This window comes from Paenibacillus oleatilyticus, from assembly GCF_018998565.1.
Lineage (GTDB): Bacteria > Bacillota > Bacilli > Paenibacillales > NBRC-103111 > Paenibacillus_G > Paenibacillus_G oleatilyticus.
In genome coordinates this window covers 121533-146212 of sequence record NZ_JAHNZO010000001.1, presented here as the reverse complement: position 1 = coordinate 146212, position 24680 = coordinate 121533, and the positions used below count along the sequence as shown (strand labels likewise).

The following is a 24680-nucleotide window of genomic DNA, read 5'->3' as shown; positions in this document are numbered from 1 at the left end:
CTTCCCTCGATACCGGGTCGATTCACTTTTCCGGTACTAATTGCTCCCGGTCAAGACATAGGATAGGTTGACAACGTCTTGGAGGGATGGCCATGAAATATTCCCAGATGACCGCCTGGGACGAACACCGGTTCTGGCTTGAAATATTGGAGGATCACGCTTATTTCATGCGCGATTATTTGTCGCCGGCCGAAGAACAGTGGGTCGATACGGCGAAGGAATATATCGTCGCGTTCCGCAGATTGCGGGAGCGCTTGTACGCCGTCGACCGGGACTTGCCTTACGAATCCCCCGAGATGGCGGAGTTCGCCAAGGCCAGCTACTCGGTAGCCGTCGGTTATTTTCAATTCGAAGGGCATATGCAGCATTTGCGGGTGCAAAACCTCGTTATTTTGAACTTGTCGCCGACGTTTCTGAACGGGACGCTGAATGAGAATCAGGAATACCTGCGGCTTCTCCTGTATGCTATGCGGGCGGAGCGGCCTCCGGAGCTTTCGCTGGTCGAATTGTTGGACCTGTGGCTGGAGGATCAGCTCGGGCATGCGGTGTTGGCGCGCAACGCCCTAGATCCGGTCGAAATTCCCTTATCTTTGAAGGTACATCAAGTCGAGCAGGAATTTCAAGCGCATATCATCAAAAATAAAGCCATCAAAGGCTATTTACGGTTCACTCCGCCGCTGTTTCCGGTGCAGCGGTTGTTTGCCAATGAAGTGTCCGAGTCCGTCGTGGTCTTCTACCATCTGGTCGAGCATATTCTCGGATTGTACCGGGATTCCCAGCTTTTAAGCCGGGCGACGCTTCGCTTCCTGGAGCACCATCTTCCGGAGACATGTTATTTTTTGCGCAAGCTGGCGAACTTTAATATCGCCATCTTCGAAATCCCGGATTGCCCGTTAACGAAGCCGACCGTCCGCTAGCTTATTTTGCCACCCCTGCGCTTTGGATGACGACCTCCGGCATAATGCGGATTTTCGCTTCGGCCAGTGCTTTGCCCCAATCCTTTTCAACCGCTCCCCATTTATCAAAATGATACGCTTTGGCATAGACGCCCAGGCCGACCGGATCGATTTGGTGCTTCTGAAATTTTCCCATCAACGCATCGCATTTTTTCTTCATTTCCTGTTCGATCGCTTGCTCCAACTGCTTTTTGTTATGCTCCAGATCGAATTTGAACAAGCGCTCCGTAATATTGATTTCGGTCTTCATCCGAATATCAAAGGTGAACCGGTTGTTCTCGTGCCGGGTTTTGATGTTGTACTTGGTGCGCCCGATCTCGAAGCTGATGAACGTCATGGGCTCCACCGCATTTATTTTTTGAGGCGGAAGGTGAAAGGTAAACGGAAAAGGCTGCCCCTTTTTTTGCTGCAACAGCAAAAGAAGCGTGCTTTCCTCGTTGTTCAGCGAGGCGACATACGTCCCTTTTTTGGACAAAAGAGCCGTTCCCGAGATCACAATTTCTTTCCCTTTCAGCTTCATCTCGGCCAGCGCGGGCGTTCTTCGCGGATCGAGCAACTGCTGGTGAAATTCCTGCATGATCGTTTTGACGGCCGCCCGGCTGGAATAGGCCGCCTCCGTCTGCTCTTTGATGACGACCCCCGGGCGCCCTTTGTCCGCCATATTCGCGTTCAAGATGTCTTTGACGGAGCCGTCCACCGCGACCACGTTCGCATTGATCTCGCTTTTCGGATCGCGCATGAACACATCCAAATAACGCAGGATGTCTGAATGCCGGAGCAGGCTTTTTCCGAGCAGCATCGTTTGAATCTTTCCTGAGGCAAGCGGCCCGGTGCTCATCGTATCGATCCGCGCTCTTGCTTGTCTGAGCGTTCCGGCCGTGATTTTTGATATATTGTATTTTTGCTTGGCTTCCACGCTGAAAACGGGAGTCGACGTATAAACGGTCAGACGGCTGTCGTCTTTAAGCTCGGCGCCCGTGATCAGAATAATTTGCCGATTCTCCAAATACATTCGCCGCCCGCACCCGGAAGCAAGGAGCATCAAGATCAGGGTCAGGAGGACCGCAAGCCGTCGTTTCATCGCAAGGCTCCCTTCCTAAGTTTGAGGAATGCTTTTTGGTATGCCCAGAAGAGCACGGGGAAAATAACGGCCGCGCATAGCCCCAAATTCCCCCAAAACTTGCTGAGCGCGGTAATCTGCGAAAACGAAGGGACGAAAAAAAAGGGAAGGACCAGCCAAATCAACGTATACACCCGTAAATAGGGCACGTGATCCTTCTTGCCGGTCAATATGCTCAGCCCGAATACGGACATATACAAATAGGGGATGACCGTCGCAAACAAAATAAACAAATAGAATGCAAGAAAAATAATTTCAAACCGCTCCAGGATCGGAAGGCGGATGAGCTTCAGCAGGTTTAACGTGGGATAGAGGTATTCCATAATCACTTGGTGACTGAAACGGACATAGCTGAGAACCGTGACCAGCATAAACACAAGCATGGAAATCGTATTGGCGTAAATAACGCCTTTGTATGCTGCTTTTTTGTTTTGCAGGAAAGGATACAGCATAAACGCGATTTCAAAGCCGAGAAACGACAGCATCGTAGCTTTCACGGTCGTAAGAATGGGGAGCCAGCCCTTCTGGCCGACCGGAATAAGATTCAGCCAATTGCTCTCGTACAGGGTCAAAAAAAGGATCATGGGCATCCATAACGTAAAAAGAAACACGAATTCGCCGAACCGCCCGATGACCCGGACTCCTTGCTTGGTCGCCATATAGACGGGAATCATGAAGAGCGGCATCAAAACGTATTCCTTGGCGTTCGGGAGAATCCATACTTGAATAATGTGGATCGACGATATCATGGCGATGGTGGCGGAAAATGCGGTGTACAGAATCCACAGCACGGAAACCGCGCCGCCGAGCCACTTGCCGAAATATTTGGGGAAAATATCGAACAGTGTGTCCTTCGGATGCTTCTCCATCACTTTGATGATCAGCACGCTGAACAGGATAGCCAGCAGCCAGCCGAGCAGAAGGGAGATCCATCCGTCCATCCCGGCCGTCTCGCTTAAATCCCGGGGCAGCGACAGAATGCCGATCCCGATTTGGGTTTTGTAGATGGTGAACGTAAACTGCTTCAAGTTGATTTCATTCACGGTATACTTTTTCATGAACGATCGTCACCTTTTTTCGTCTTCCCTTCCCGGCTGGGCCCTTGGCGCTTCATTTGGACCGGACTTACCGAGAACGGGCGCTTGTTCATTTTCCACAGGGGCATCCGGATCCAAATATCCTTCCAGTCCGCGATCCGGATGGGGGCGACCGGGCCACCGTAAGGAACGCCGACCGATTCCATCGAAATGAGATGGATTACGAAAATCATAAGACCGATCACGATGCCGACCATGCCGAAGAACATGGCCAGCACCATCATCGGAAAGCGGATGAGGCGTAGAGCGGATGCCATATCATAGTCGGGAATGATGAACGAAGACACCGCCGTGATGGCCACGATGATGACCATAATGTTGCTGACAATGCCCGCCTGAACCGCAGCCTGACCGATAATGATACCGCCGACGACGCCGATCGTTTGCCCGAGAGGCCCCGGCAGACGGAGCCCCGCTTCCCGCAGCATTTCGATGGAGATTTCCATCACCAGCGCTTCGATGATCGGGGGAAAGGGCACTTTGGCCCTCGATTCCCCGATGGAGATCAGCAGCCGCAGCGGAAGCACTTCGTAATGAAAGGAAATGATGGCAATATAAACCGCCGGCAAGGAGATCGTAATGAAAAAAGCGACAAAGCGCAGCAGGCGGATAAAGGATGCCACGATCCAGCGGCTGCTGTAATCCTCGACCGCTTGAAAGAACGTCAGGAAGGTCACCGGGCCGATCAGCACCCCCGACGAATTGTCGACAATGATCGCGATCCTTCCCTGCAACAGATGGGAGACGGTCGTATCGGGCCGTTCCGTAATGACGAATTGCGGCATCAGGCTGGCCGGATGATCCTCGATAAACTCCTCCAATTCCCCTGCATTCAAGACGTGGTCGGTATCGATTTGCCGAAGGCGGTTCTCGATTTCCTCCAGTAAGTCTGGTTTTGCAATATCTTCCAGATACAAAATCGAAACCTTCGTTTTTCCCCGCGTGCCCACAATGAGCTGCTTGATTTTCAGTTCCCGGTTCGGTAAAAAGCGGCGGATGAGCGCGATATTCTGACCGTCCGCTTCCACGAAGCCGAGATGCGCTCCTTTTAAAGTCTTCTCGGCATCGGGCTCCTTGATCGTTCTTTCCGGGCCTCCTTGCGTCGAAAAGACGTAAGAATAGGACAGGCCGTCCACGAAGAGAACGCTGTTTCCGCGGAAAAGCGACATTTCGACATCGGCCCACCGGGTAATCGTCTGGGTCTGTCCGGTGACCGCCGAGGCGTTCGAGAGGTCGTCTATTGAATCCAGCTCGTGAATCAGCGGATGCAGAATATGATTGCTGACGGCGGGCTTGTCCGTCAATCCGTCCAAATACACCAGCAGCGCATGCGCTCCCGGCTTCATCTGGAAATGGCGGGTGATCAGGTCGGGCGTATGGCTGAAGATACGGTAAAGGATATCCAAATTTTCGGCCATCGATTTCGAAATATCGGGCATGTCGCTTTGACCTCCTGTGGCTTCCGTACGCGAATCCTCCCTTATCCTTACAAGTTGCGCAGATATAAACAAAAATATACCGTCATCGAATTTCGTCACAGCCGAAAGTGAATTCGACATTTTTCGTCTTTTTCGTCCATAAAACGTTCAAGAATCCTTGACTTTCGCTGTGACTTAAATCATAGAGCCTTTTGGTCCAGGACCTCTACAATAAGGACATAAGATGTCCCGCACAAGGGGAGGGAATAAGATGGCTAAACCGCACAACGCCGCATCCCAAATGCATCAGGGGGAATCGCCGGTTGTCAAACAAAAGAACGAAGAGGAAGGCTTGAAAGGCACTTTCGCTTCCGTCATGCTGCTCGGATTGTTTCTGCTGCTGAGTTGGTTCGGGGTCTTCGTATTGTTCATAGTCAGGGGGTAAAACCGTAGACGGGGAACGGGAACGGAACAGAGATTGAAGGAGTTGAAGGAGCATGCATATTCATCGTTTGGAAAAAATTTGGCTCATTTTCGGGATTTCCATGTTAGTCTTGTTTTTGACCGTCGTCGGTGTGGGAGCGTTTGCATTGGGGATGGAACCACCTGGCGATCACCGGCATACGGTAAATCCGGATACGTTGAGTACGACACCGCCGTTCGATAAGCCGGGGCTTCACCAAATTGGTGACAAAGAGTACGAGGCGATTTTGGTTGCTTTTGCCTTCGGGTACAATCCCGATAAATTGGAAATTCCGGCGGGGTCGAAGGTTCGCTTTCAATTGACAAGTTCCGATGTCGTGCACGGATTTCAAGTGAACGGAACGACGATCAACATGATGGCTGTGCCGGGCGAGGTGAACCATTTCTCGTATACGTTCGATAAGCCGGGGGAGTACCTGGTGCTGTGTAACGAATACTGCGGCGCGGCGCACGAAGTCATGATGATGAAGATCATCGTAAAATAGGCGCGCATGGTCGTAGAGAGAACCGTAACATCTGATATTGTGAAAAATATCACAATTCGTGAAGGCGGAAGCGAGCCGATTCCTTCGTCGGAATGTCTTGCCCGGTCCGCAATTAAAGGAGCGTATTCCCTATGATTCAAAATCTGAAAAGTTTCGATCGGCGCGATTCGGCCCTGGTGCTCGCCCATATTTTGTTCGCTTTCTTCGCGCTGTTTCTCGGCGGCATTGCCGGCGTCATGCAAGGGCTTGTCCGCGGGGGAATGCTTGCGCTGCCGATGGGCATCGGCTATTACCAGCTGCTGACGGCGCACGGCGTCTTGATGGCGCTCATCTTCACCACCTATTTCATCATCGGATTTTTGTATGCGGGGGTTGCCCGTACGCTCGGCGGTCGTCTACTGCCGATTGCCCGCAATCTCGGCTGGCTCGGCTTCGGCCTGATGACGCTCGGAACGGCGATCGCCACGGTTGAGATTTTGCTGAACCGGGCGACGGTGCTGTACACGTTCTATGCTCCGCTTAAAGCATCGCCCGCGTTTTACATCGCGTTGGTGTTCGTTGTCGTCGGGAGCTGGATGAGCGGCTTCGGCATCTTCATCAACTACCGCTATTGGAAAAAAACGCACCGCGGAGAGACGACCCCGATCTTTACGTTTATGGCTGTCGTGACGATGCTGATGTGGATTATCGCAACGCTGGGCGTCGCGATCGAGGTATTGTTCCAGCTTATCCCGTGGTCGCTCGGCTGGGTCGATACGGTCAACGTCGTGTTGAGCCGGACGCTATTCTGGTATTTCGGCCATCCGCTTGTTTACTTCTGGCTACTGCCTGCTTATATGTGCTGGTATGTTGTCATTCCGAAGGTGATCGGCGGCAAAATGTTCAGCGATGCGCTTGCCCGCCTGTCGTTCATCATGTTCCTGCTCTTCTCGATTCCGGTCGGCTTCCACCATCAGCTCATGGAGCCGGGGATCTCGAACGTCTGGAAATTCGTGCAGGTCGTTCTGACGTTCATGGTCGTCATTCCGTCGCTGATGACGGCGTTCTCGCTGTTCGCTTCCTTTGAGATGCACGGCCGCTCCGTCGGCGCGAAAGGGCTGTTTGGCTGGCTGAAGAAGCTGCCTTGGAAGGACGTCCGCTTCTTCGCTCCGTTCATGGGGATGCTGATCTTCATTCCGGCCGGAGCCGGGGGATTGATTAACGCGAGCCACGAGTTGAACGCTATCGTTCACAACACGCTGTGGGTAACCGGCCACTTCCATCTGACGGTGGCAACGAGCGTGGCGCTGACCTTCTTCGGCATCACTTATTGGCTGATTCCGGCGATGCTGGGGCGGGAGATGACTCCGCTCATGCACCGGATGGGGATTATCCAAACGATCGTATGGATGGTCGGCATGTTCTTCATGTCGGGCTCGATGCATACGGTCGGTCTGCTCGGATCGCCCCGCCGGACCGCCTTTACCACATATCAGGACAGCGCGGATGCGGTAGGCTGGATGCCGTACCATGTGGCGATGGCCATCGGCGGCACGATCTTGTTCATCGGCGTCGTCATGATGATCATTAACGTCGTCATGCTGCTCAGCGCTCCGAAAGGAGAAACCGAGTTCCCGATCGCGGAAGCGAGCGAAGCGGCGGAAAAAGCGCCGGCCATCTTCGAGCGCTGGGGCGTATGGGTCGGCGTGCTGGTTGTCCTTATTCTTGTCGCTTACTCCGTACCGGTCATGGATATTATTTCGAATGCCAGCGTGGGCTCGAAAGGATTCAAGACCTGGTAATATTCGATACTCTATTCCTCCATTTTCTCTCTTTTGCCTCCGATACGGGCCATGGGCCGGCGGAGGCCCTTTTTTTTGCGCGCAAAAAGCCCCGCGGTTATCCGCGGGGCTTGATTTACGATTATCGTTTCGGGTAAAGCGGGTAATCGACGGTGGTAGGAACCTCGATCAGCATGATTCGCAGCGTTTCGCCGTCCGCGGCCTGAAGCGAGACGTTCGTGTCGGCGGCTGCTCCGAGCAGCATGAAATCTTTGTGCCGGAACGGAGTGACCGCGTCTCCGGCCGAAGCGTTCGTCCAGGCACCGTGTCCGCGGACGGCGAGCGCCGTTAGCGTATGGCCGGCCGGAATGACGTGCCGGTAGACGGCGCCGGGCTCCAGCGTCAAATCCCACATTTTGGCGTCTGCGACGAGCTCGACCGGCGATCCGTCGCCGATGACCGTTTTGCGCACGAATCCTTCTCCGGCTTCCTCCGGAAACGCCTCATGGTCGAACTGGCGATAAGTCGGCTTCCGTTTCAGCGCTTCGTTCAGCTCCGGCTCGAACCAGATTTGGAAGCCTTCCATATCCGGGCCGATAAACCGCTCTTCGTGCGATACGCCCGATCCGGTCTGCATCACCTGCGCGCCGCCGGGCCCGACGACGCTTCGCGTACCGAGCGAGTCGCCATGCTCCGCTTTGCCGGCAAGAACATACGTGATGATCTCGAACGCTTGATGGGGATGAGATCCGATGTAGCCTTCCTCTGCGGCGAAAGCCCACGCCCAATAAAACAGCGGGCCGACCCGCTTGATCACCGACCGTTCGCCGGGAAATCCGATCGGCTTCTGCTCCGTAATCCGGCCTCCGTCGAAGGCTCCGATTCCTTGCATCGTGGGGGGATAGATCATGATTTGCATCAAAATAACCTCCTAAAGAAGCATAGTTTGGTTTTGGAAAAAATCTCAATATTAAGATATGAGCTGCGGGTTCGCCGGAGGCGACCCGCTATTTGAAGCTTTCCTGCGCCGCGACCCCGAGCTTCTTCAGCAGGCCGATCGCCTGGCGCTTCTCCTCGGCAGTCAAGCCGGCGACCGCGGCTTCGATCGCTTGGCGGTGCTGCGGGAACGCCTCGTCCAGAAATGCCTTGCCTTTCTCCGTAATTTCCGCGAAGCTGACCCGGCGGTCTTCCGGGCACGGCTTCCGTACGACAAGCCCTTTTTGCTCCAGCTTGTCTACGACATAGGTGATGTTGCCGCTGGTCATCAATATTTTGCCGCCGATCTGCTGCAAAGGCTGGGAGCCCTTATGATACAGCAGCTCCAGCACCGCATATTCGGTCGGATTCAAGCCGTACCGGCGGATGTCCCGGTGGGCGTGGGCCGTGACCCATTCGCACGCCCGGGAAAGCACAATGAACAGATGCAGCGATTCGTTCCGGTTGTTTTCTGCGTTCAACGTTCGCAACTCCTTTCGCTGCCGCACGATGAGTCTGCAATCAGTATTCCTCATTCCTGAGCGGCAATACATTCCTGAGCTAGATTAAATTTTAGAATTGGTTGTAGGTGACAAATTCCCCGGTCGGCTTGCGGTAGCCGCGCGGCCGTTGTCCCGATACATCCTCTTTGCCGATCGTAATCAACATAGCAGGCACGTAACGGTCCGGAATGTTCAGGGCTGCGCGCATTGCATCCGGGTCGAAGCCGATCATCGGGCATGTATCCCAGCCGCGGTCTTTGGCGATCAGCATGAACAGCATGGCCGACAAGCTGGCGTTGCGGATCGCTTCTTCGCGCTTGAACGTTTCGCCCCGGTTCTCGTAGAACGCGTTGACGTATTCGACCGTTTGGTCATATTCCTGCTTGCTCATCACGCCGAGATGGAGAAACCCTTCGTTGATTTTCGCCGCGTCTTTGTACGCTTCCGTATCGCCCAATACCAGAATGGCCGCGGAAGCCGTCAGCACTTTGTATTGCTTGCTGGCCGCTTCGTGCACTTTCGTTTTTAACTCCGGGTTTTTGACGACGACGTAATGCGCATGCTGCAAGTTGAAAGCGGAAGGGGCGAATTTGACCAGCCCGAACATCTCTTCGAGCTCCTTGTCCGGGATGTCCGTATTCGGGATGAATTTGGTTGCCGATCTTCGCGATTTTAGCAGGGCTGTAAAGTCGTTCATAGGGAGGACCTCCGTCGGTAGATACTATTTTGTCTTAAATTTAAGATAATACTTTTTAAGATGATTGTCAAGGGAAAAAGCAAAAACCGGTTAGGGCTTAGCTTGTCGAGAAAGTGTGAATGAGGTAATAGAGTTTACGAAGGGGTGGGGTATCTACTTCCGGTCGCTGTTGTCAGCGGGAAATTTCTGATTGAAGCCGCTTGAAAGCGGGTATTTCCCGCAGACAAAGGCGAACGCTATCGCTCCTCCAGTAGATACCCCACCTCCGTATGTTTCTCTATTCTGATCAAAACCACTTTTTAAACAAGCTCGGCAAAGCCGGTTAGGGCTTTGCTTTTTCCTTGGAGTTGGACCGCTAGCCGGTCTGTGCTTGTCGGCGGCGACCGACGTGCTTGCAGTTTACGAGCTCATCGGATGTCCGGGCTTGAGATCGCTCCTCGGCAGGATGCCGAAAATTAGCGGGCCAAGGGGACGGAAGCGGCGGGCAGAAGGCCTTTCGGACTGCCGTTGTAGTATGGACGGCTGCGGCCTGCGCGCCGGCGCACAAGTTCTTTGTAATAGCTTTTGATCGAATGGCTTCCCAGCAGGCCTTTGTTTTGGAAGCGGATCACGCAGCGGTACCGGACATGCCGGTATACGGTATTACCGAAGGAGAGGGGCAGCCGCGGCACGAGATCGTACCGGTTGGCAATGTGGGTGCTGTGGTGAATTCGGCCGTTAAACCGACGGACAAAATCAGGGTTCCCGACCTTCGGGGCTCCGAACGTGTAGACTACGGGCTGTTTGAAGGGAGTATGAAAGACGAGGTCGAGCGCACAGAGCGATACTAGCGAGCCGCCGATGCTGTGGCCGGCTAGATACAGTCTTTTATGAGGGGAAGCTTTGTTCAAATAGCTCATAATCGGCTCGCGGAGCGCGGATGCATACAGCTCCGTAAGACCGCGGTGCGTTAATCCCGCATTGCGGACAAAAGGGAACGGAATTTGATCGAACTGCAAATCTTTCTTCAATTCGGATGCAGCCGCCGTGCCGCGGAGCGCGATGACGATCGATTGCCTGGACTCGAGAATGAATCCAAGGTATGGAAACTTCTTTTTGCCCAGCACGGCGGCCAGCTTATATCCGGGGGGCAGCTCGAACTTGCCGTTATTGTTATACTGCCGGATGGCCTGATACACGATAGCGGCCAGCTGGATGGCCCGGTCGGAAGCGATGGTCATACGACATTGCTCCTAACTTTGGAATCGGTCGTATAGTGTATTCCGGCGCCTTCGGCAGTGAAACGGGGAAGCGCAGAGAGGGCCGTGGGCTAGTCCAGCTTCGGTTCCCCCAAGGGCGGCGCTTCCACCCGGTCTCCCCGGGTCTGCGGGTGCGAGACGACAAGAAACTCGACGTCCCCGGAGGAAACGTTCTTCATTTGATGCGGGACACCCGGCGGCACCTCACAGCCTTCCTGCGGACCGAGGGTATGGAGCTCGCCGTCCACCTCCAGCTCGGCCGTTCCCGTCAGCACGAAAAACAATTGGCGTGCCTGCTCATGGTAATGCCGGACCTCGGCCGTCTGCGGAGGCATCCGCTCGTGAATGACGCTCAGCTCGGGCTGCTGCACCAGATGCCAGCCGTCGCATTGGCCGCCCCAAATATAATGCGGTGCATTCGTTTTGCTGATTTTCATGGTTACATATTTCACTCCCTCGACTCAAGTCAGCTTGTTTTTCTCCTCCGCCTCGTCCAGCCAGCGCCGGCGGTAGCAGTTCATGCCGGCCTGGCCCAGCTCCTCGAGCAGGCCGTAGTTGGCCCATGCTCCGACGACGGCGCCGATGCCGGGGACAAGCTGCAGCATTTTGCGGAAATCGATCGTATCGCGGTATTCCTGCTGCAGCTGCCTCCAATCGATGTGTTGAGCGTACGAGTCCTCGGGAGGCAGCGTTTTGACGGTTTGCGGCCAATTCACGACGGCTCGGTACAGCTCGGGCTTTTTGTTCTGGCTGGAGAAAGCCACCTGAAATACATGCAAAATGTACAAACGTTCGCGATAATCGAGCGTCGAATGCCCGTAAATGTGGGCGAGCTCGAACAGGAACTTCATCTTGATGCCGATCAGGATCGGAAAATCGGCGAGTCCGAGCAAAATTCCTCCGGCTCCCGTCCCCGCGCCTTCCGCCGCCGCCAGCTTTTTGTAAAAGCCGATCAGCTCCTCGGCTTTCCGGTCGCGCGACGCCAGGCTCATGCCTTGGAGCGGTTCGTTTTTCGGAATGTAGTCCAGGCTGAACAGCGCTGTCTGAACAATGCCTTTGACCGCTGCGGTAATGGCGGTATGCACTTTCTCGGGTATGGCTTGGTTGATTCGCGTTTGTAGCGCTCTGGACGTTTTTTCGAGCATGCCGGGCGGCTTGAGCAGCTCCTTCTCCCACCCGATCAGCTGCTTCCGGATCTGCTGCTCGTATACCGTAAATGAATGATTCATAGAATCCCCGCCTGATGTTTGGAATGTTCGGCTTGACTGCGCCGGGTTCGGATATGCCGTGTGCGAAGCGTCTGTGCTCGCGTAATATCCGCTATTATACTTGATACGTGCCGGCATCGAAAAGATTTCAATCCGTCGAATTGTAAAACGGTGACAAACGATGTCGCAATAATGTGGTATAGTTAGAGAAAAAAGGAGAGGAGGCGTCCTATGGAATGCCGCTGTGGCTGGTGTAACGAAGACCCTTTATATATCGACTATCACGATAAGGAATGGGGAGTTCCCGTTCATGACGACCTCAAGCTGTTCGAGATGCTGATCCTGGAAGGAGCTCAGGCGGGGCTGAGCTGGTATACGGTGCTCAAAAAAAGGGACCGGTACCGGGAGGCGTTCGACAGCTTCGATCCCAGGCTGGTAGCCGCTTACGACGATGCCAAATTGGACGAGCTGCTCGGCGATCCGGGCCTGATCCGCAACCGGCTCAAAATGCGCGCCGCCGTGACGAACGCGAAGGCTTTTCTCGCGGTACAGGAGGAATTCGGCAGCTTCGACCGCTACATTTGGCAGTTCGTCGGCGGGGATACGATTCGCAACCGCTGGCAGAGCCTGAAGGACGTGCCGGCCAGCACGCCGGAATCGGATGCGATGAGCAAAGCGCTGAAGAAGCGCGGCTTCACCTTTGTCGGCTCGACGATCTGCTATGCGTTTATGCAGGCGACCGGCATGGTGATGGACCATACGATGGATTGCTTCCGGTTTGCGGAGCTTTCCGGAGCCCGGGCGGATTAATCCGCCCAGCAGCCCCGCCGGAACACCGGCTCCACTGTCCCGTCCGGCAGCTCTCCGTCGATATCGAGCTCGTCCGACCCGATCATGAAGTCGACGTGTACCAGACTGTGGTTGGCTCCGTGCTGCGCCAACTGCTCCCGGGTCATGGCGGTGCCGCCCTCCAGACATAGCGGATACGCGTTGCCTAACGCCAGATGGCAGGAGGCGTTCTCGTCAAGCCCCGTATTGTAAAACAGCATATTCATCTCGGCGATCGGCGAATTTTGCGGCACGAGCGCCACTTCGCCGAGCCGGGCCGCGCCTTCGTCGGTCGCGATGAGCCGCTGCAGCGCCTCTTGTCCTTGCTTGGCCGTACACTTCGTGACCTTCCCGTTCTCGAACGTCAAGCTGAAGCCGTCGATCAGCGCACCGTTCCAGTTCAGCGGCATCGTGCTGCGTACGGTTCCGTTGACACCGGCGGCGCGCGGCAGCGTGAACATCTCTTCCGTCGGAATATTCGGCACGAAAAACACGCCTTGGGCGTTATGTACCCCGCCTGCGACCCACTGGTGCTCCGGGGGCAGCTCCACGTTCAGTTTCGTTCCCGGCGCACGATAGATCAGCCGGGCGTACCTCTTCGAATTCATTCGCTCGACCTTCGAGCGAAGCTCCGCCAGATGCTCCTGCCAAGCTTCCACTGGCCGGTCCCGGTCGGCTCTTGCCGCTTGCACGATTCGTTCCCACAGCGAACGAACCGCCTCTTCTTCGTTTGCCTCCGGGTACACTTTGGTCGCCCAAGCGGCCGAGGGAACGGATACGATCGTCCAACTGATTCGGCCGGCCTGCATCATGCGGCGGTATTCCAGCATGGCGGTGCCGTACGCTTTGCTCGCCGCGGCGATCCGCTCGGGCTTCGCCTGTTTGAGCAGATCGGGCGTAGGGGAGTAGACCTGCAGGAACGCCGCCCCTTCTTCGGCCAATTGACGGAAGCCGTCCGCTTTCCATTGCGGATATTCATGGAACGCTTCGTCGGGGGCCTGCTCGTACTTCAGCCGTTTCAGCTCGTCGTCGTCCCATTCGACATAGACGTGCTTCGCCCCGGCCTCGTACGCTTTGCGCGCGACGATGCGGACGAAATCCGCAGCCGATACGGGCGAGGTTACCATAAGCGTCTGCCCCTGCTGCACGTTGACACCCACCTTTACGGCGAGCTCCGCGTAATGTTCGATATACGTTTCCAATCGGCTCACGGTCTGCACTTCCTCTCGGGATATTCGCAAGTTCGTTCTTTTATTATGAGGCCCTGCCTGGCAAAATTCAAACGGCCCAAACTACGCCCCGGACAACTATAGCCTATCCACATCCGCTGCGCCAAGAATATACTGCCAAAAAGATCGCGGGGAGGCCGCTCCATGAAAGAGTATGATGTCGTCTTCGTGACGCCGGGTTCGTTCGTCATTCCTTCAGGCAACAGCAGCTCCGTCGAATTGGTCGTGGAACAAATCGTCCGCCGCCTGCAGAAGCACGTTCGACTGGCGGTGATCGGGCGACGGGGCCGGACGCTTCGCCGGACCGAAATTCGCGAAGGCGTCCTCTACGAGCGTGTGCCCGCCGCTTCGCCCCGCCGCTATGTGGAGGGCGTCAGCCGCAAGCTGAGAAAGCTGCGGCCGAAGGTCATTCAGGTGGAGAACCGCCCGCGCTTCGCGCGGTTTCTCAAGCGAAGGCATCCGGGCGCGCAGGTGTGGCTGTCGCTGCATTCCGTTACGTTCGTCTCCAAGTCCCATATCCGGCGGCCCGAGTTGCGGCGTTGTCTCGCTGCGGTGGACCGGGTCGTGGTGAACAGCCACTACCTGAAGGACGAAATGGTGCGCAGGGACCCGTGTGTCCAATCCAAAATTGTCGTGAATCATCTTGGGGTCGATCCGGACCGTTTTATTTCCCGGTGGTCTCCGGAAGGGGCCGCCAAGCGGGAGGCGCTGCTCCAGAGACTCGGCCTGCAGGACCGTAAAATCATTCTGTATGTCGGCCGCCTGATTCCGATCAAGGGTGTACATCATTTGCTGGCGGCAATGCCTGAAATTGTGGGCAAGGTGCCGCAAGCGCTGCTGCTTGTGGTGGGGGGAGCCTTTTACGGCTCGAGACGGCTTACCCCTTACGTAAGGCGGCTTCGGAGGACGAGCGCGCCGCTGAGAAACTATGTCCGGTTCGTTCCGTATGTTCCGCACGGCGAAGTGGACGACTGGTTTCGCTTGGCCGATGTCCTCGTCGTTCCGTCCGCACGCCGGGAGGCGTTCGGTCTCGTCAACGTGGAAGCGATGGCCGCAGGCGTCCCGGTTGTCGCCACCCGTGCCGGAGGAATGCCGGAAATTGTGGAGGAGGGCGTTACCGGACTGACCTTGGAGCCGAACGTTCTGGAGAGCGCCCTTGCGCCGGCGGTAATTTCCCTGCTGCAAAACGAGGACGAAGCCCGTTGCATGGGGGAACAAAGCGTGGAGCGGGTACAGCGGCTATTTACATGGGAGCGGATGGCGGAGCGGTGGCTTACGTTTTACGACGGGCGGTGAACGAGACCGCCTTTTTTTTCGTTTCGATGGAAAAACGGTTCGGCTTTCTTGTGCGAATGCCCATTTTTAACCGGGCGAATGACCACCTTCTGGGTAAATGCATATGTTACAAGTGTCTAAATGCAATCATTTCCAGCATGGCCAACTAGGCACTACACCATATGGGAGGACCTAGCATGAAACGAGAAAACCGCCGGGGTTCCGGTACGCGACGTCCGGTGCGCAGCAAGCGCATGGATTCGTACATTAATGAGCTTAAGTGGCTGGACGACAAGCCGCGAATTTTGAAGCCGCAAGCCGATTTTGATGATGATATCAGCATCGGTCACATGGACGTTGAGGAAGGAAAAGAAGAACAAGCAGCTCCGGACACTTCCCGGGCAGTTGAAGAGCCTGTTACCCAAGCAGTTGAAAAGCCGGTCGTCCGGGCAGTTGAAGAACCGGTCCGACCGCGGTTTACACAGGGAACCACCGTGTATACGGACGATTTGGCCGAAGAGTCGGTCACGACGGAGAAAATCGCGCGTTATGCCGTCGACGGCACCCGGATCAAACGCAATAGCGTCGGCCGGGAAAATCTGACCGACTATGCGGTCGACAGCACCAAGCTGGCGGACCGGAGCGTCACGACGCAAAAGCTCGCTTTTCAATCGGTGGCGGCGGAGCATCTTGCCAGGGGCTCGGTCTCGACGGAAAAAATCCAAGACCGGGCGATCAGCGGAGAGAAGCTTCAGGACAACAGCATTACTTCGGAGAAGCTGGCGGATAAGACGATCGACGGGATGAAAATTGCCGAAAAATCGATTTATACGAAGCATTTTGCCGACGAGGCGATTACCGGCGAGCTGATTCAGCATCAGTCGATTACGTCGGATAAAATCCGAAGCGGCGCCATTCATTCGATTCACTTGGCCAACGGCGTGGTCAATTCGTCAAAGCTGTTGGAAGGCGCGGTGACGACGGAAAAGCTGCGAGATTTTTCAGTGACCTCCGCCAAGCTGGCCGATGGAGACATTGGCGCCGAGAAGCTGGCTCCCCAGTCGGTTACGGAGGAGAAGCTGGCGCCTTGGAGCGTGGCTTCCGAGCATTTGAAGCTGAATTCGGTGCTGCACGATCATTTGACGGCGGGGCTGATCCGGGGCGTTAACATTTCGCCGAAGCAGATCGACGCGAGCCATCTGACGGAAGATGCGGTGCAGACCGTTCATCTGAAGGACGGAGCCGTGACATCCGGCAAATTGTCCAAGGAAGCGGTACAGGGGCTCCATGTGCAGGAAAGAGCGATTGAAAGCCGGCATGTGCAGCAAGGAGCGGTGGAAGGCCGCCACTTGGCCGCCCACGCGGTGACGGCGGATAAATTGGCGCTTTATAGTGTCAGCACGCAGCAGTTGGCGGATTCCTCCGTCACCTCCGAGAAATTGGGCGAGCAAGCCGTTACCTCGCGGAAGCTGGCGAAAAAATCGGTATCCGGCGAGCATTTAACGGAGGACGCCGTCAATTCGCTGCATCTGGCTGACAAAGCCGTGCAGACCGCACACATTGCCTCGTCGGCGGTCAGTGGCGATCATTTGCAAGACCGTTCGATCTCGACGGAGAAGCTGCAGGACCGGGCGGTCACCTCCGATAAGCTGGCCGGGGGGGCGGTGCAGGTCCAGCATTTGCAGGAGGGGGCGGTACAAACCACGCATCTGGCGAAGCACAGTGTCACCACCTCCAAGCTGTCCGGTGAATCGGTATCGACCGACAAGCTGACCAATTTGGCCGTGACGACGGCGAAGCTGGCTTCCGCAAGCGTAACATCGGAGAAGCTGGGCAAGGAATCGGTGCAGGCGGAGCATGTGGCCTTGGGTGCGATTCAACATGCGCATCTCGGCAAAGCGTCCGTGAAGACACACCAGCTCGCTACCGGTGCCGTTACCCGCGATAAGCTGGAAGACGGCGCGGTAACATCGGAGAAACTGGCGGAAAACGCGGTGACGGCGCTGCACCTGACGGAAGGCTCGGTACGGGGTCCTCATTTGATAGAAGGGGCTGTTGACGGCAGCCGTTTGGCGCCAGGTGTGGTGACGTCTAAGCACTTGACGCCCGGTGCGGTCACGGCGCTGCATCTAACGGAAGGGGCAGTGCGGGGACAGCATCTGGCGGAAGGCGTGGTGAGCGGCAGTCATCTGGCGGCAGGGTCCGTGACGGCTGTGCATCTGACGCCCGGTGCGGTCGGTGCGGAGAATCTGAGGACCGGAGCCGTAGGCGAATCGCAGCTGCAGGGGCAGTCGGTAACGACGGAGAAGCTGGCGGAAGGTGCGGTTACGGCGATGCATTTGGCGGAGGGAGCGGTACGCGGGCTGCATTTGGCGGAAAGCGCGGTCGACGGCAGCCGCTTGGCGGCAGGGTCCGTGACGACTGCGCATCTGACGCCGAATGCGGTCGGCGCGAAGCATCTGATGGCGGAAGCTGTAGGTGAAGACCAGCTGCAGGCGCAGTCGGTAACGTCGGAGAAGCTGGCGGAAGGTGCAGTCATGACGCAACACCTGATGGAAGGCTCGGTGCGCGGTCCGCATGTGGTGGACGGTGCAATAAGCGGCAAACACTTAGCGGCGGCCGCGGTGACGTCAGAGAAGCTATCGGAAGGCGCGGTCACGGCACTGCACCTTGCGGATGGTGCGGTACGCGGCCGTCATCTGGCGGAAGGCACGGTTGACGGCAGCTGCTTGGCGGAGGAGTCCGTAACGTCGCTGCATCTCGCGCCGGGCGTTGTCGGCGGGGAGCAGCTTGCGGCGGAAGCCGTAGGGGAAGCACACTTGCAGGCGCAGTCGGTGACGTCAGGAAAGCTGGCGCTGCGTTCGGTGACGGGGCTGCATCTGAAGCTGGGCGCCGTCGGATCGGAGCAGTTGGCGGCGGAAGCCGTAGGCCAAACGCAGCTGCAGGCGCAGTCGGTAACGTCGGAGAAGCTGGCGGAAGGCGCAGTGACGGCGAAGCATCTCGCAAAAAACGCAGTCGACGGAAGCCGCTTGGCGGAGGGCTCCGTGACGATGGCGCATCTAACGCCGGGCGCGGTGGGCGCAGAGCAGCTGGCGGCGAAAGCGGTTGGCGAAGCGCAGCTGCGGGAGCAGGCGGTGACATCGGGAAAGCTGGCAGCGGAGTCCGTGACGGCGCAGCATCTGGCGCCGGGCGCCGTAGGCACGGAGCAGCTTGCGGCGGAAGCCGTAGGCGAACCGCAGTTGCAGGCGCAAGCGGTGACATCGGGAAAACTGGCGGAAAACGCGGTGACAACGAGACACCTCGCAGAGGGCGCGGTCGACGGAAGCCGCTTGGCGGAGGGCTCCGTGACGATGGCGCATCTAACGCCGGGCGCGGTGGGCGCGGAGCAGTTGGCGGCGGGGGCCGTAGGCGAAGCACAATTGCAGACAGAGGCCGTAACGTCGGAAAAGCTGGCGGAAGGCGCGGTGACGGCAAGACACCTCGCAGAGGGAGCCGTAGGCGCAAGTAACTTGGCGGAGAAGGCCGTTACGACGACGCATCTGGCACCAGGTGCGGTGGGCTCAGAGCAGCTTGCGACGGTGGCCGTAGGCGCAGCACACTTGCAGGCGCAGTCGGTAACGTGGGAAAAGCTGGCGGAAGGGGCAGTCACGGAGATTCACCTTGCGGAAGAGGCGGTTCGCGGCCGGCACCTGACCGAAGGCGCTGTAACGGCGATACACCTTGAAGAAAGGGCTGTGTGCGGCTGGCATTTGGCGGAAAGCGCGGTCTCCAGGGAGCACCTTGCAGAGGGCGTGGTTGACGGCAGCCGCCTGGCGGATGGCTCCGTAACGACGGCGCATCTGACGCCCGGCGCGGTAGGCGTGGAGCAGCTGGCGGAGGAGGCCGTAGGCCCGGCACAGCTGCAGGCGCAGGCGGTGACGTCGGAGAAGCTGGCGGAAGGGACGGTCAAGGCGCTGCACCTCGCGGAAGGTGCGGTTCACGGCAGGCATCTGGCGGAAGGTGCGATCACAACGCTGAACCTTGCCGAAGGAGCCGTGGACGGCAGCCGCTTGGCCGAAAACGCGGTGACGCCTCTGCATCTTGGGGAAGAGTCGGTGCGAAGCCGGCATCTTGCCGGAGGCGCGGTGATGGCCCTGCACATTGCGGAAGGGGCCATACGCAGCCAGCATTTGGCCGAAGGCACGATAGGCGAGGAACAGCTTGCGGCGGAAGCCGTAGGCGAAGCGCAATTACGGGCGCAAGCCGTGACGTCGGAGAAGCTGGCGGAAGGCGCGGTGACAAAGCTGCACCTGGCCGAAGGAGCGGTTCACGGCCGACATCTGGCGCCCGGCGCGGTAGGCGCGGAGCAGCTTGCGGCGGAAGCCGTAGGCAAAGCGCAATTGCAGGCGGAATCCGTGACGTCGGAGAAGCTGACGGTAGGCGCGGTAACGGATCGGCATCTCGCCGCAGGAGCGGTTCGCGGCCGACATCTGGCGCCCGGCGCGGTGGGCGCGGAGCAGCTTGCGGCGGAAGCCGTAGGCAAAGCGCAATTGCAGGCGGAGGCCGTGACATCGGAGAAGCTGACGGTAGGCGCGGTAACAGATCGGCATCTCGCCGAAGGAGCGGTTCGTGGTCGACATCTGGCGCCCGGCGCGGTGGGCGCGGAGCAACTGGCGGCGGAGGCCGTAGGTGCAGTGCAACTACAGGCGAAATCTGTGACGTCGGAGAAGCTGGCCGACGGTGCGGTAGGCACGGAACAACTGGCGGCGGAAGCTGTAGGCGAGGCGCAATTGCAGGCGGAGTCCGTCACGTCGGAGAAGCTGGCGGAAGGCGCGGTGACGGAGCTGCACTTGGCCGAAGGAGCGGTACACGGCCGGCATCTGACCGAAGGCGCGGTGGGCGCAGAACAGCTGGCGGCGGAGGCCGTAGGCGAAGCGCAATTGCAAGCGGAGTCCGTCACGTCGGAGAAGCTGGCGGAAGGCGCGGTGACGGAGCAACACCTGGTTGACGGCGCGGTTCATCGCCGGCATCTGACCGAAGGCGCGGTGGGCGCAGAGCAGCTAGCGGAGGAAGCCGTGGGTGAAGCGCACTTGCAGGCGCAAGCGGTGACGTCGGAGAAGCTGGCGGAAGGCGCGGTGACGGAGCAGCACCTGGCTGACGGCGCGATTCACGGCCGGCATCTGTCCGAAGGCGCCGTAGGCGTGGAACAACTGGCGGCGGAAGCCGTGGGTGAAGCGCAATTGCAGGCGCAGGCGGTGACGTCGGAGAAGCTGGCGGAAGGCGCGGTGACAGAGCGGCACTTAGCCGAAGGAGCGGTACACGGCCGGCATCTGGCCGTAGGCGTCGTAGGCGTGGAACAGCTGGCGGAGGAAGCCGTAGGCGAAGCGCAATTGCAGGCGCAGGCGGTGACGTCGGAGAAGCTGGCGGAAGGCGCGGTGACGGAGCAGCACCTGTGCGAAGGAGCGGTACACGGCCGGCATCTGGCCGAAGGCGTGGTGACGGAGCAGTACCTAGCCGAGGGGGCGGTTCACCGCCGGCATTTGGCCGAAGGCGCGGTGGGCCCGGAGCAGCTAGCGGTTGAAGCCGTAGGCGAAGCGCAGCTGCAGGCGCAAGCGGTGACGTCGGAGAAGCTGGCGGAAGGCGCGGTGACGCCCCTGCACCTTGCGGAGGAGTCGGTACGAAGCCGACATCTTGCAACTGACGCAGTGATGTCCCTGCACCTTGCGGAAGGAGCTGTACGCAGCCGGCATCTGTCCAAAGGCGCGGTGGGCGCAGAGCAGCTGGCGGAGGAATCCGTGGGCGAAGCGCAATTGCAGGCGGAAGCAGTGACGTCGGAGAAGCTGGCGGAAGGATCGGTGACGGCGGATCATTTATGCGTCGAGTCAGTCGACGGGCTGCATATCAAGCAGGAGACGATCTCAGGCTACCATCTGGTGCCGGGCACGATTTCCTTCATTCATTTGGAACCGTCGCTGCAGGCACTGCTGAACAGGCGGCCGGCGGAGGAAGCGTGGGACGATGCCGCCCACGAGGCCGACGATCCGGATCGAATCGATCCAAGCGACGAAACAGAAGACAACGGCATCCAGAGCGAAATCGAGACACCGGAAGCGGATGAAGCGGCAATTGTCATGGAATCGGGGGAGGGATTGATTCCCGAACTCGAGCCGGAACTGGCAGAGGTTCATATTCGTGCGCTGGATCTCTTATGGGACGCCGTATCTGCGCAAGTATCGGAAGCCGACGCCACAGCGGGCGACCTGTTGCAGCCGGAAAGCGTCAAGTCGGAGCATTTGGCGGCAGGAGCGGTCACTCCGGAGCATTTGTCCTTCCAACCGGTGCAGACGGTTGGAGTCCGGACGACGGTGCAGCAGTTCGGGATTAGTCCGTTCCTGCTAAGTCTCGAAGACGAACTGACGGAAGTGGTGCTAATATTTGACCGGCCTTTCGCAGACAACAACTATGTATTGGTAGCTTCCACAGATCAGACGAACACGTACGCAGTCATTCAACAGAAGGAGCCCGACGGCGCTATTTTGGAAGTGGTCCGTTCCAAACTTTCGCCGGAGCTGCAAGGAGTGGTCAACTGGATTGCAATCGGCGTGGCGAACGAGTAATTGAAACGGTCATGTTTTCCTCAAGGACGGTAGCACATCCCTGTAGAGCGGCGGCTTTGAAGCCGGGCTTTACGGGGATATTTTTTTGACTTGACGCCCGGTCTGCGAAACTATTTTTCGGCCTTCCTCGTATAAAAAGTTAAATGAACGGACAAGTATGGCTAATAAAGGAGAAGGACGGGCCTGGAATATGGACGATTTTGCTTTATATACGATGCTTTCCTTGATCGTTCCGATCATCGTTTTACTTACGGTCATTATCTGCAAGATGATTGTCGGCAAGGCGATCCCGAACAGCGATTATACTCCCTTCGATCAGATTACGGGAAATACGCCGATCGAATTTCACGAAGAAAAGCAGGAGAAGGAAGAGAAAGACGAGCAAGGCGACGATAAGGATAAAAATATTAGAAAAGCTCCGTATTAAAAGCTTTTTCGGGAAACAACCATTCTAAGCGGCGGGCGAAGGAATCACGATCCTTCCCCGTCGTTTTTAATATGGGCGCAAATGTGATGTTGTTTTCCGTACTAACGCTTGTAATCTGCGGATTTTGGTTTATAATCAAGAATATCACTTGAATTTGCTTAATATAACTTATGAAAACTTATTTAAAGGCCAAGTATTCGGAAGGAGAATACGCATGTTTCAAGAAGAAAGACTGATTGCGATTGTACAGAAGTTAAATGAAAAACAGCGCATCACCGTCACGGAAATTTGCGAGTGGCTGCAAATCTCGTGGGATACCGCCCGGCGCGATCTGATCAAGCTGGAGGAGCAGGGTAGCATCATCCGTACCCGCGGAGGCGCCATGCTGCCGTCGATCTCCAAGGAGGTGCCGAACTACGAGCAGCGGCTGCAGCTGGACACCCCGTCCAAGCAGGCGATCGGCAGGCTGGCGGCGACGCTGATTCACGACGGCGATTATTTGTACACCGATTCCTCCACTACGGTGCGCTGTGCGATGGAATCGATGCGAACCCGGCGCAATGTGGTCGTCACCAACTCGATCGATCTGGCGGGCATGCTGACGCAGAAGGATGAAATCCGCATCCATCTTCTCGGCGGCCTGCTGGATAATGAGCAGCGGCTCGTTTTCGGGGCGCGGACGCTGGAAATGCTGTCCGAATATCAGGTGGACAAAGCGCTGCTCGGCACATGCGGCATCGCGCCGCACGGTCTGACGACCATGTTCGAGGAGGAAAGCTATTTGATCCGGCAAGTTATGCGCAAGTCGGACCAAGTGATCGTACTGGCCGATCATACGAAATTCGGCAAAAAGCTGTTTCACCGCGTCGCCGGGCTGGAAGGGATCGACATGATCGTAACGGACCGGGAGCCGAGCGACGAAATGAAAGAAGAGCTTCACAAGCATCAGGTGGAGCTGCTGATCGCCGGCGACGGAGAGCATCATGATTAACCGGTTGATTTGGATGGGATGCTTGTGTTATGTCATCACCGGCGTGGGCACGGTCATCGTCGGCGCGGTGCTGCCTGAACTGCTTGCGCATTATTCGCAAAGCTACGGCAGCGGCGGCATGCTTATTTTCGTGCAGTTTGTCGGCTTGCTCAGCGGGGTGCTCTCGATGCCCGCGGTTTCCCGCAAGCTCGGCCGCAAATCGGCGGTCATGCTCGGTCTCGGGCTGGTCGGGATGGAGCTGTTCACCGGTTTGCTTCCTCCCTGGCCGGCGGTCGTAATGCTGGCGGGGTTGGCCGGATTCGGCACCGGCTTGGTCGAATCGTGCATTGGCACGATCATTCTTCTGGCCGTAAAGCAGAAGCAGGCGGCGGCCATGAGCAAGCTGGAGGTGACGTTCGGTGTCGGCGCGCTTGCCATGCCTTCGATCGCCAGCTTGCTGATCGCCAAAGGGCTGTGGACGTATTCGTTTTTTCTGCTCGGCATCGGCGCGCTTGCAACGGCGCTCGTCTGGAAACGGATGTCCTTTGGGGAAATGGACGGCATGCTGACCCGCAAAGAAGCGGAGTCCGGCGGAGGACATGTGCAACGCCCGACGTATGCGAGATCGGGCATCCCGTTTCTGGCGATGTGCGCCGTTTTCTTTTTCCTGTACGGCGGCAGCGAAGTGTCGGTCGTCCATTTCTTCCCTTCGATCTTTATGGAGCGGTGGGGGATCGATAGCTCGCTTGCGACGCTCACCGTCACCGTCTACTGGACGGCAATGGTGATCGGACGAATCTTGACCGGCATTCTCGGCGACCGGTGGACGTACTTCCGTTTTTTGTGGGTGGCAACGCTGCTGAGTTTAGCGTCGCTGCTCGTCCTGCCGTTCAGCCACTATGCATGGGGAGGCTTTGTACTCAGCTTCCTGCTTGGATTGGGCATGTCCGGGATGTTTGCGGTGGCGCTCATTTACGCCAATCAATCGCTGCCGGGTATGACCGAGAGAACGACCAGCATTTTGCTCGCGGCTAACGGGCTCGGCGGTTCGCTGCTGCCGCTGGGCGTCGGACGGGTCATGGACGCTTTCCCGATTCAAACGGCCATGTGGCTCTACTCGGCCGTGATGCTCATCATGCTGGCCGTGCTTGCGATTTCGAGAAGACGCCCTCAGACGCAAAGCGCACCTCTGCACGCCGGCCGCAGCATGGAATAGAGGCGTGCAGGCACGCATAAATGAACGCGCGTAAAATATCCTGCGGATGGGACGCAAAAGGACAATAATGATAACAAAAAGCATGCGCCGCTTCTTTCGAATGAGAGAGCGGGCATGCTTTTTTCGGCTGCATTGAATTTTTAAAGTTGACATTTTTGGATTACGCGTGTAGTCTAATATAGGATTACATCAGTAATCC

Annotated in this window: 20 protein-coding genes; 10 read left to right on the top strand and 10 right to left on the bottom strand. The window is 57.3% G+C overall.

Going from position 1 to position 24680, the window contains the following annotated elements; translation table 11 throughout:
- Positions 1–92 precede the first annotated feature (92 nt).
- On the top strand, positions 93–917 hold the full coding sequence (locus KQX66_RS00705; RefSeq protein ID WP_216788622.1) for a DUF2935 domain-containing protein: 825 nt from the start codon (positions 93–95) through the stop codon (positions 915–917).
- A 1-nt stretch (position 918) separates the two neighbouring features.
- Here the strand turns inward: KQX66_RS00705 and KQX66_RS00700 are convergent, their stop codons facing one another.
- The 3 genes from KQX66_RS00700 to KQX66_RS00690 are packed head-to-tail and all read right to left on the bottom strand — an operon-like array spanning position 919 to position 4612.
- Positions 919–2037 carry a Ger(x)C family spore germination protein gene (locus KQX66_RS00700; RefSeq protein WP_216788620.1) on the bottom strand — a complete coding sequence of 373 codons (1119 nt, stop codon included), beginning with the start codon at positions 2035–2037 and terminating at the stop codon, positions 919–921.
- Complete coding sequence (locus KQX66_RS00695; protein ID WP_216788619.1) at positions 2034–3134, bottom strand: GerAB/ArcD/ProY family transporter; 1101 nt, start codon at positions 3132–3134, stop codon at positions 2034–2036. Before KQX66_RS00695 ends, KQX66_RS00700 begins: the two co-directional genes overlap by 4 nt.
- Positions 3131–4612, bottom strand: coding sequence for a spore germination protein (locus tag KQX66_RS00690; RefSeq protein ID WP_216788618.1), 1482 nt, complete (start codon positions 4610–4612; stop codon positions 3131–3133). Before KQX66_RS00690 ends, KQX66_RS00695 begins: the two co-directional genes overlap by 4 nt.
- Before the next feature lie 250 nt (positions 4613–4862).
- Here KQX66_RS00690 and KQX66_RS00685 point away from each other — a divergent pair, with 250 nt between their 5' ends.
- From KQX66_RS00685 to KQX66_RS00675, 3 genes are all read left to right on the top strand, one after another.
- A complete protein-coding gene (locus tag KQX66_RS00685) occupies positions 4863–5036 on the top strand; it encodes a cytochrome c oxidase subunit 2A (RefSeq protein WP_216788617.1) in 174 nt (57 codons plus the stop codon).
- Positions 5037–5088: 52 nt separating this feature from the next.
- Entirely contained in the window at positions 5089–5559 is a 471-nt protein-coding gene (locus KQX66_RS00680) for a cytochrome c oxidase subunit II (RefSeq protein WP_010501278.1), read from the top strand.
- A 131-nt stretch (positions 5560–5690) separates the two neighbouring features.
- Entirely contained in the window at positions 5691–7340 is a 1650-nt protein-coding gene (locus KQX66_RS00675) for a b(o/a)3-type cytochrome-c oxidase subunit 1 (RefSeq protein WP_216788607.1), read from the top strand.
- 121 nt (positions 7341–7461) lie between these two features.
- On the opposite strand, the gene KQX66_RS00670 is transcribed toward KQX66_RS00675, so the two are convergent.
- From KQX66_RS00670 to KQX66_RS00645, 6 genes are all read right to left on the bottom strand, one after another.
- On the bottom strand, positions 7462–8238 hold the full coding sequence (locus tag KQX66_RS00670) for a pirin family protein (RefSeq protein WP_216788605.1): 777 nt from the start codon (positions 8236–8238) through the stop codon (positions 7462–7464).
- Positions 8239–8326: 88 nt separating this feature from the next.
- A complete protein-coding gene (locus KQX66_RS00665; RefSeq protein WP_216788602.1) occupies positions 8327–8776 on the bottom strand; it encodes a MarR family winged helix-turn-helix transcriptional regulator in 450 nt (149 codons plus the stop codon).
- A 91-nt stretch (positions 8777–8867) separates the two neighbouring features.
- Positions 8868–9494, bottom strand: coding sequence for a nitroreductase family protein (locus KQX66_RS00660; protein WP_216788600.1), 627 nt, complete (start codon positions 9492–9494; stop codon positions 8868–8870).
- A 455-nt stretch (positions 9495–9949) separates the two neighbouring features.
- Positions 9950–10714 carry a lipase family protein gene (locus KQX66_RS00655; protein WP_216788598.1) on the bottom strand — a complete coding sequence of 255 codons (765 nt, stop codon included), beginning with the start codon at positions 10712–10714 and terminating at the stop codon, positions 9950–9952.
- An 89-nt stretch (positions 10715–10803) separates the two neighbouring features.
- Positions 10804–11169 carry a cupin domain-containing protein gene (locus KQX66_RS00650; protein ID WP_216788596.1) on the bottom strand — a complete coding sequence of 122 codons (366 nt, stop codon included), beginning with the start codon at positions 11167–11169 and terminating at the stop codon, positions 10804–10806.
- Positions 11170–11193: 24 nt separating this feature from the next.
- Complete coding sequence (locus tag KQX66_RS00645) at positions 11194–11961, bottom strand: EcsC family protein (RefSeq protein ID WP_216788594.1); 768 nt, start codon at positions 11959–11961, stop codon at positions 11194–11196.
- 210 nt (positions 11962–12171) lie between these two features.
- On the opposite strand from KQX66_RS00645, the gene KQX66_RS00640 reads away from it, so the two are divergent.
- A complete protein-coding gene (locus KQX66_RS00640) occupies positions 12172–12750 on the top strand; it encodes a DNA-3-methyladenine glycosylase I (protein ID WP_216788592.1) in 579 nt (192 codons plus the stop codon).
- Here KQX66_RS00640 and KQX66_RS00635 read toward each other — a convergent pair.
- Positions 12747–13979: an aminopeptidase gene (locus tag KQX66_RS00635; RefSeq protein WP_216788589.1), complete on the bottom strand. Its 1233-nt coding sequence runs from the start codon at positions 13977–13979 to the stop codon at positions 12747–12749. The two genes, KQX66_RS00640 and KQX66_RS00635, sit on opposite strands and share 4 nt — an antisense overlap.
- A 162-nt stretch (positions 13980–14141) precedes the next feature.
- Here KQX66_RS00635 and KQX66_RS00630 point away from each other — a divergent pair, with 162 nt between their 5' ends.
- The 5 genes from KQX66_RS00630 to KQX66_RS00610 all read left to right on the top strand — a co-directional run bounded on the left by KQX66_RS00630 (position 14142) and on the right by KQX66_RS00610 (position 24481).
- Positions 14142–15293, top strand: coding sequence for a glycosyltransferase family 4 protein (locus KQX66_RS00630; RefSeq protein ID WP_216788587.1), 1152 nt, complete (start codon positions 14142–14144; stop codon positions 15291–15293).
- Between the two features lie 176 nt (positions 15294–15469).
- Positions 15470–21868 carry a WIAG-tail domain gene (locus tag KQX66_RS00625; protein WP_216788585.1) on the top strand — a complete coding sequence of 2133 codons (6399 nt, stop codon included), beginning with the start codon at positions 15470–15472 and terminating at the stop codon, positions 21866–21868.
- Positions 21869–22058: 190 nt separating this feature from the next.
- Positions 22059–22295 carry a DUF3951 domain-containing protein gene (locus tag KQX66_RS00620; protein ID WP_216788582.1) on the top strand — a complete coding sequence of 79 codons (237 nt, stop codon included), beginning with the start codon at positions 22059–22061 and terminating at the stop codon, positions 22293–22295.
- Between the two features lie 214 nt (positions 22296–22509).
- Complete coding sequence (locus KQX66_RS00615; protein WP_216788580.1) at positions 22510–23286, top strand: DeoR/GlpR family DNA-binding transcription regulator; 777 nt, start codon at positions 22510–22512, stop codon at positions 23284–23286.
- Positions 23279–24481: an MFS transporter gene (locus tag KQX66_RS00610; RefSeq protein WP_216788577.1), complete on the top strand. Its 1203-nt coding sequence runs from the start codon at positions 23279–23281 to the stop codon at positions 24479–24481. Before KQX66_RS00615 ends, KQX66_RS00610 begins: the two co-directional genes overlap by 8 nt.
- Positions 24482–24680: the final 199 nt, after the last annotated feature.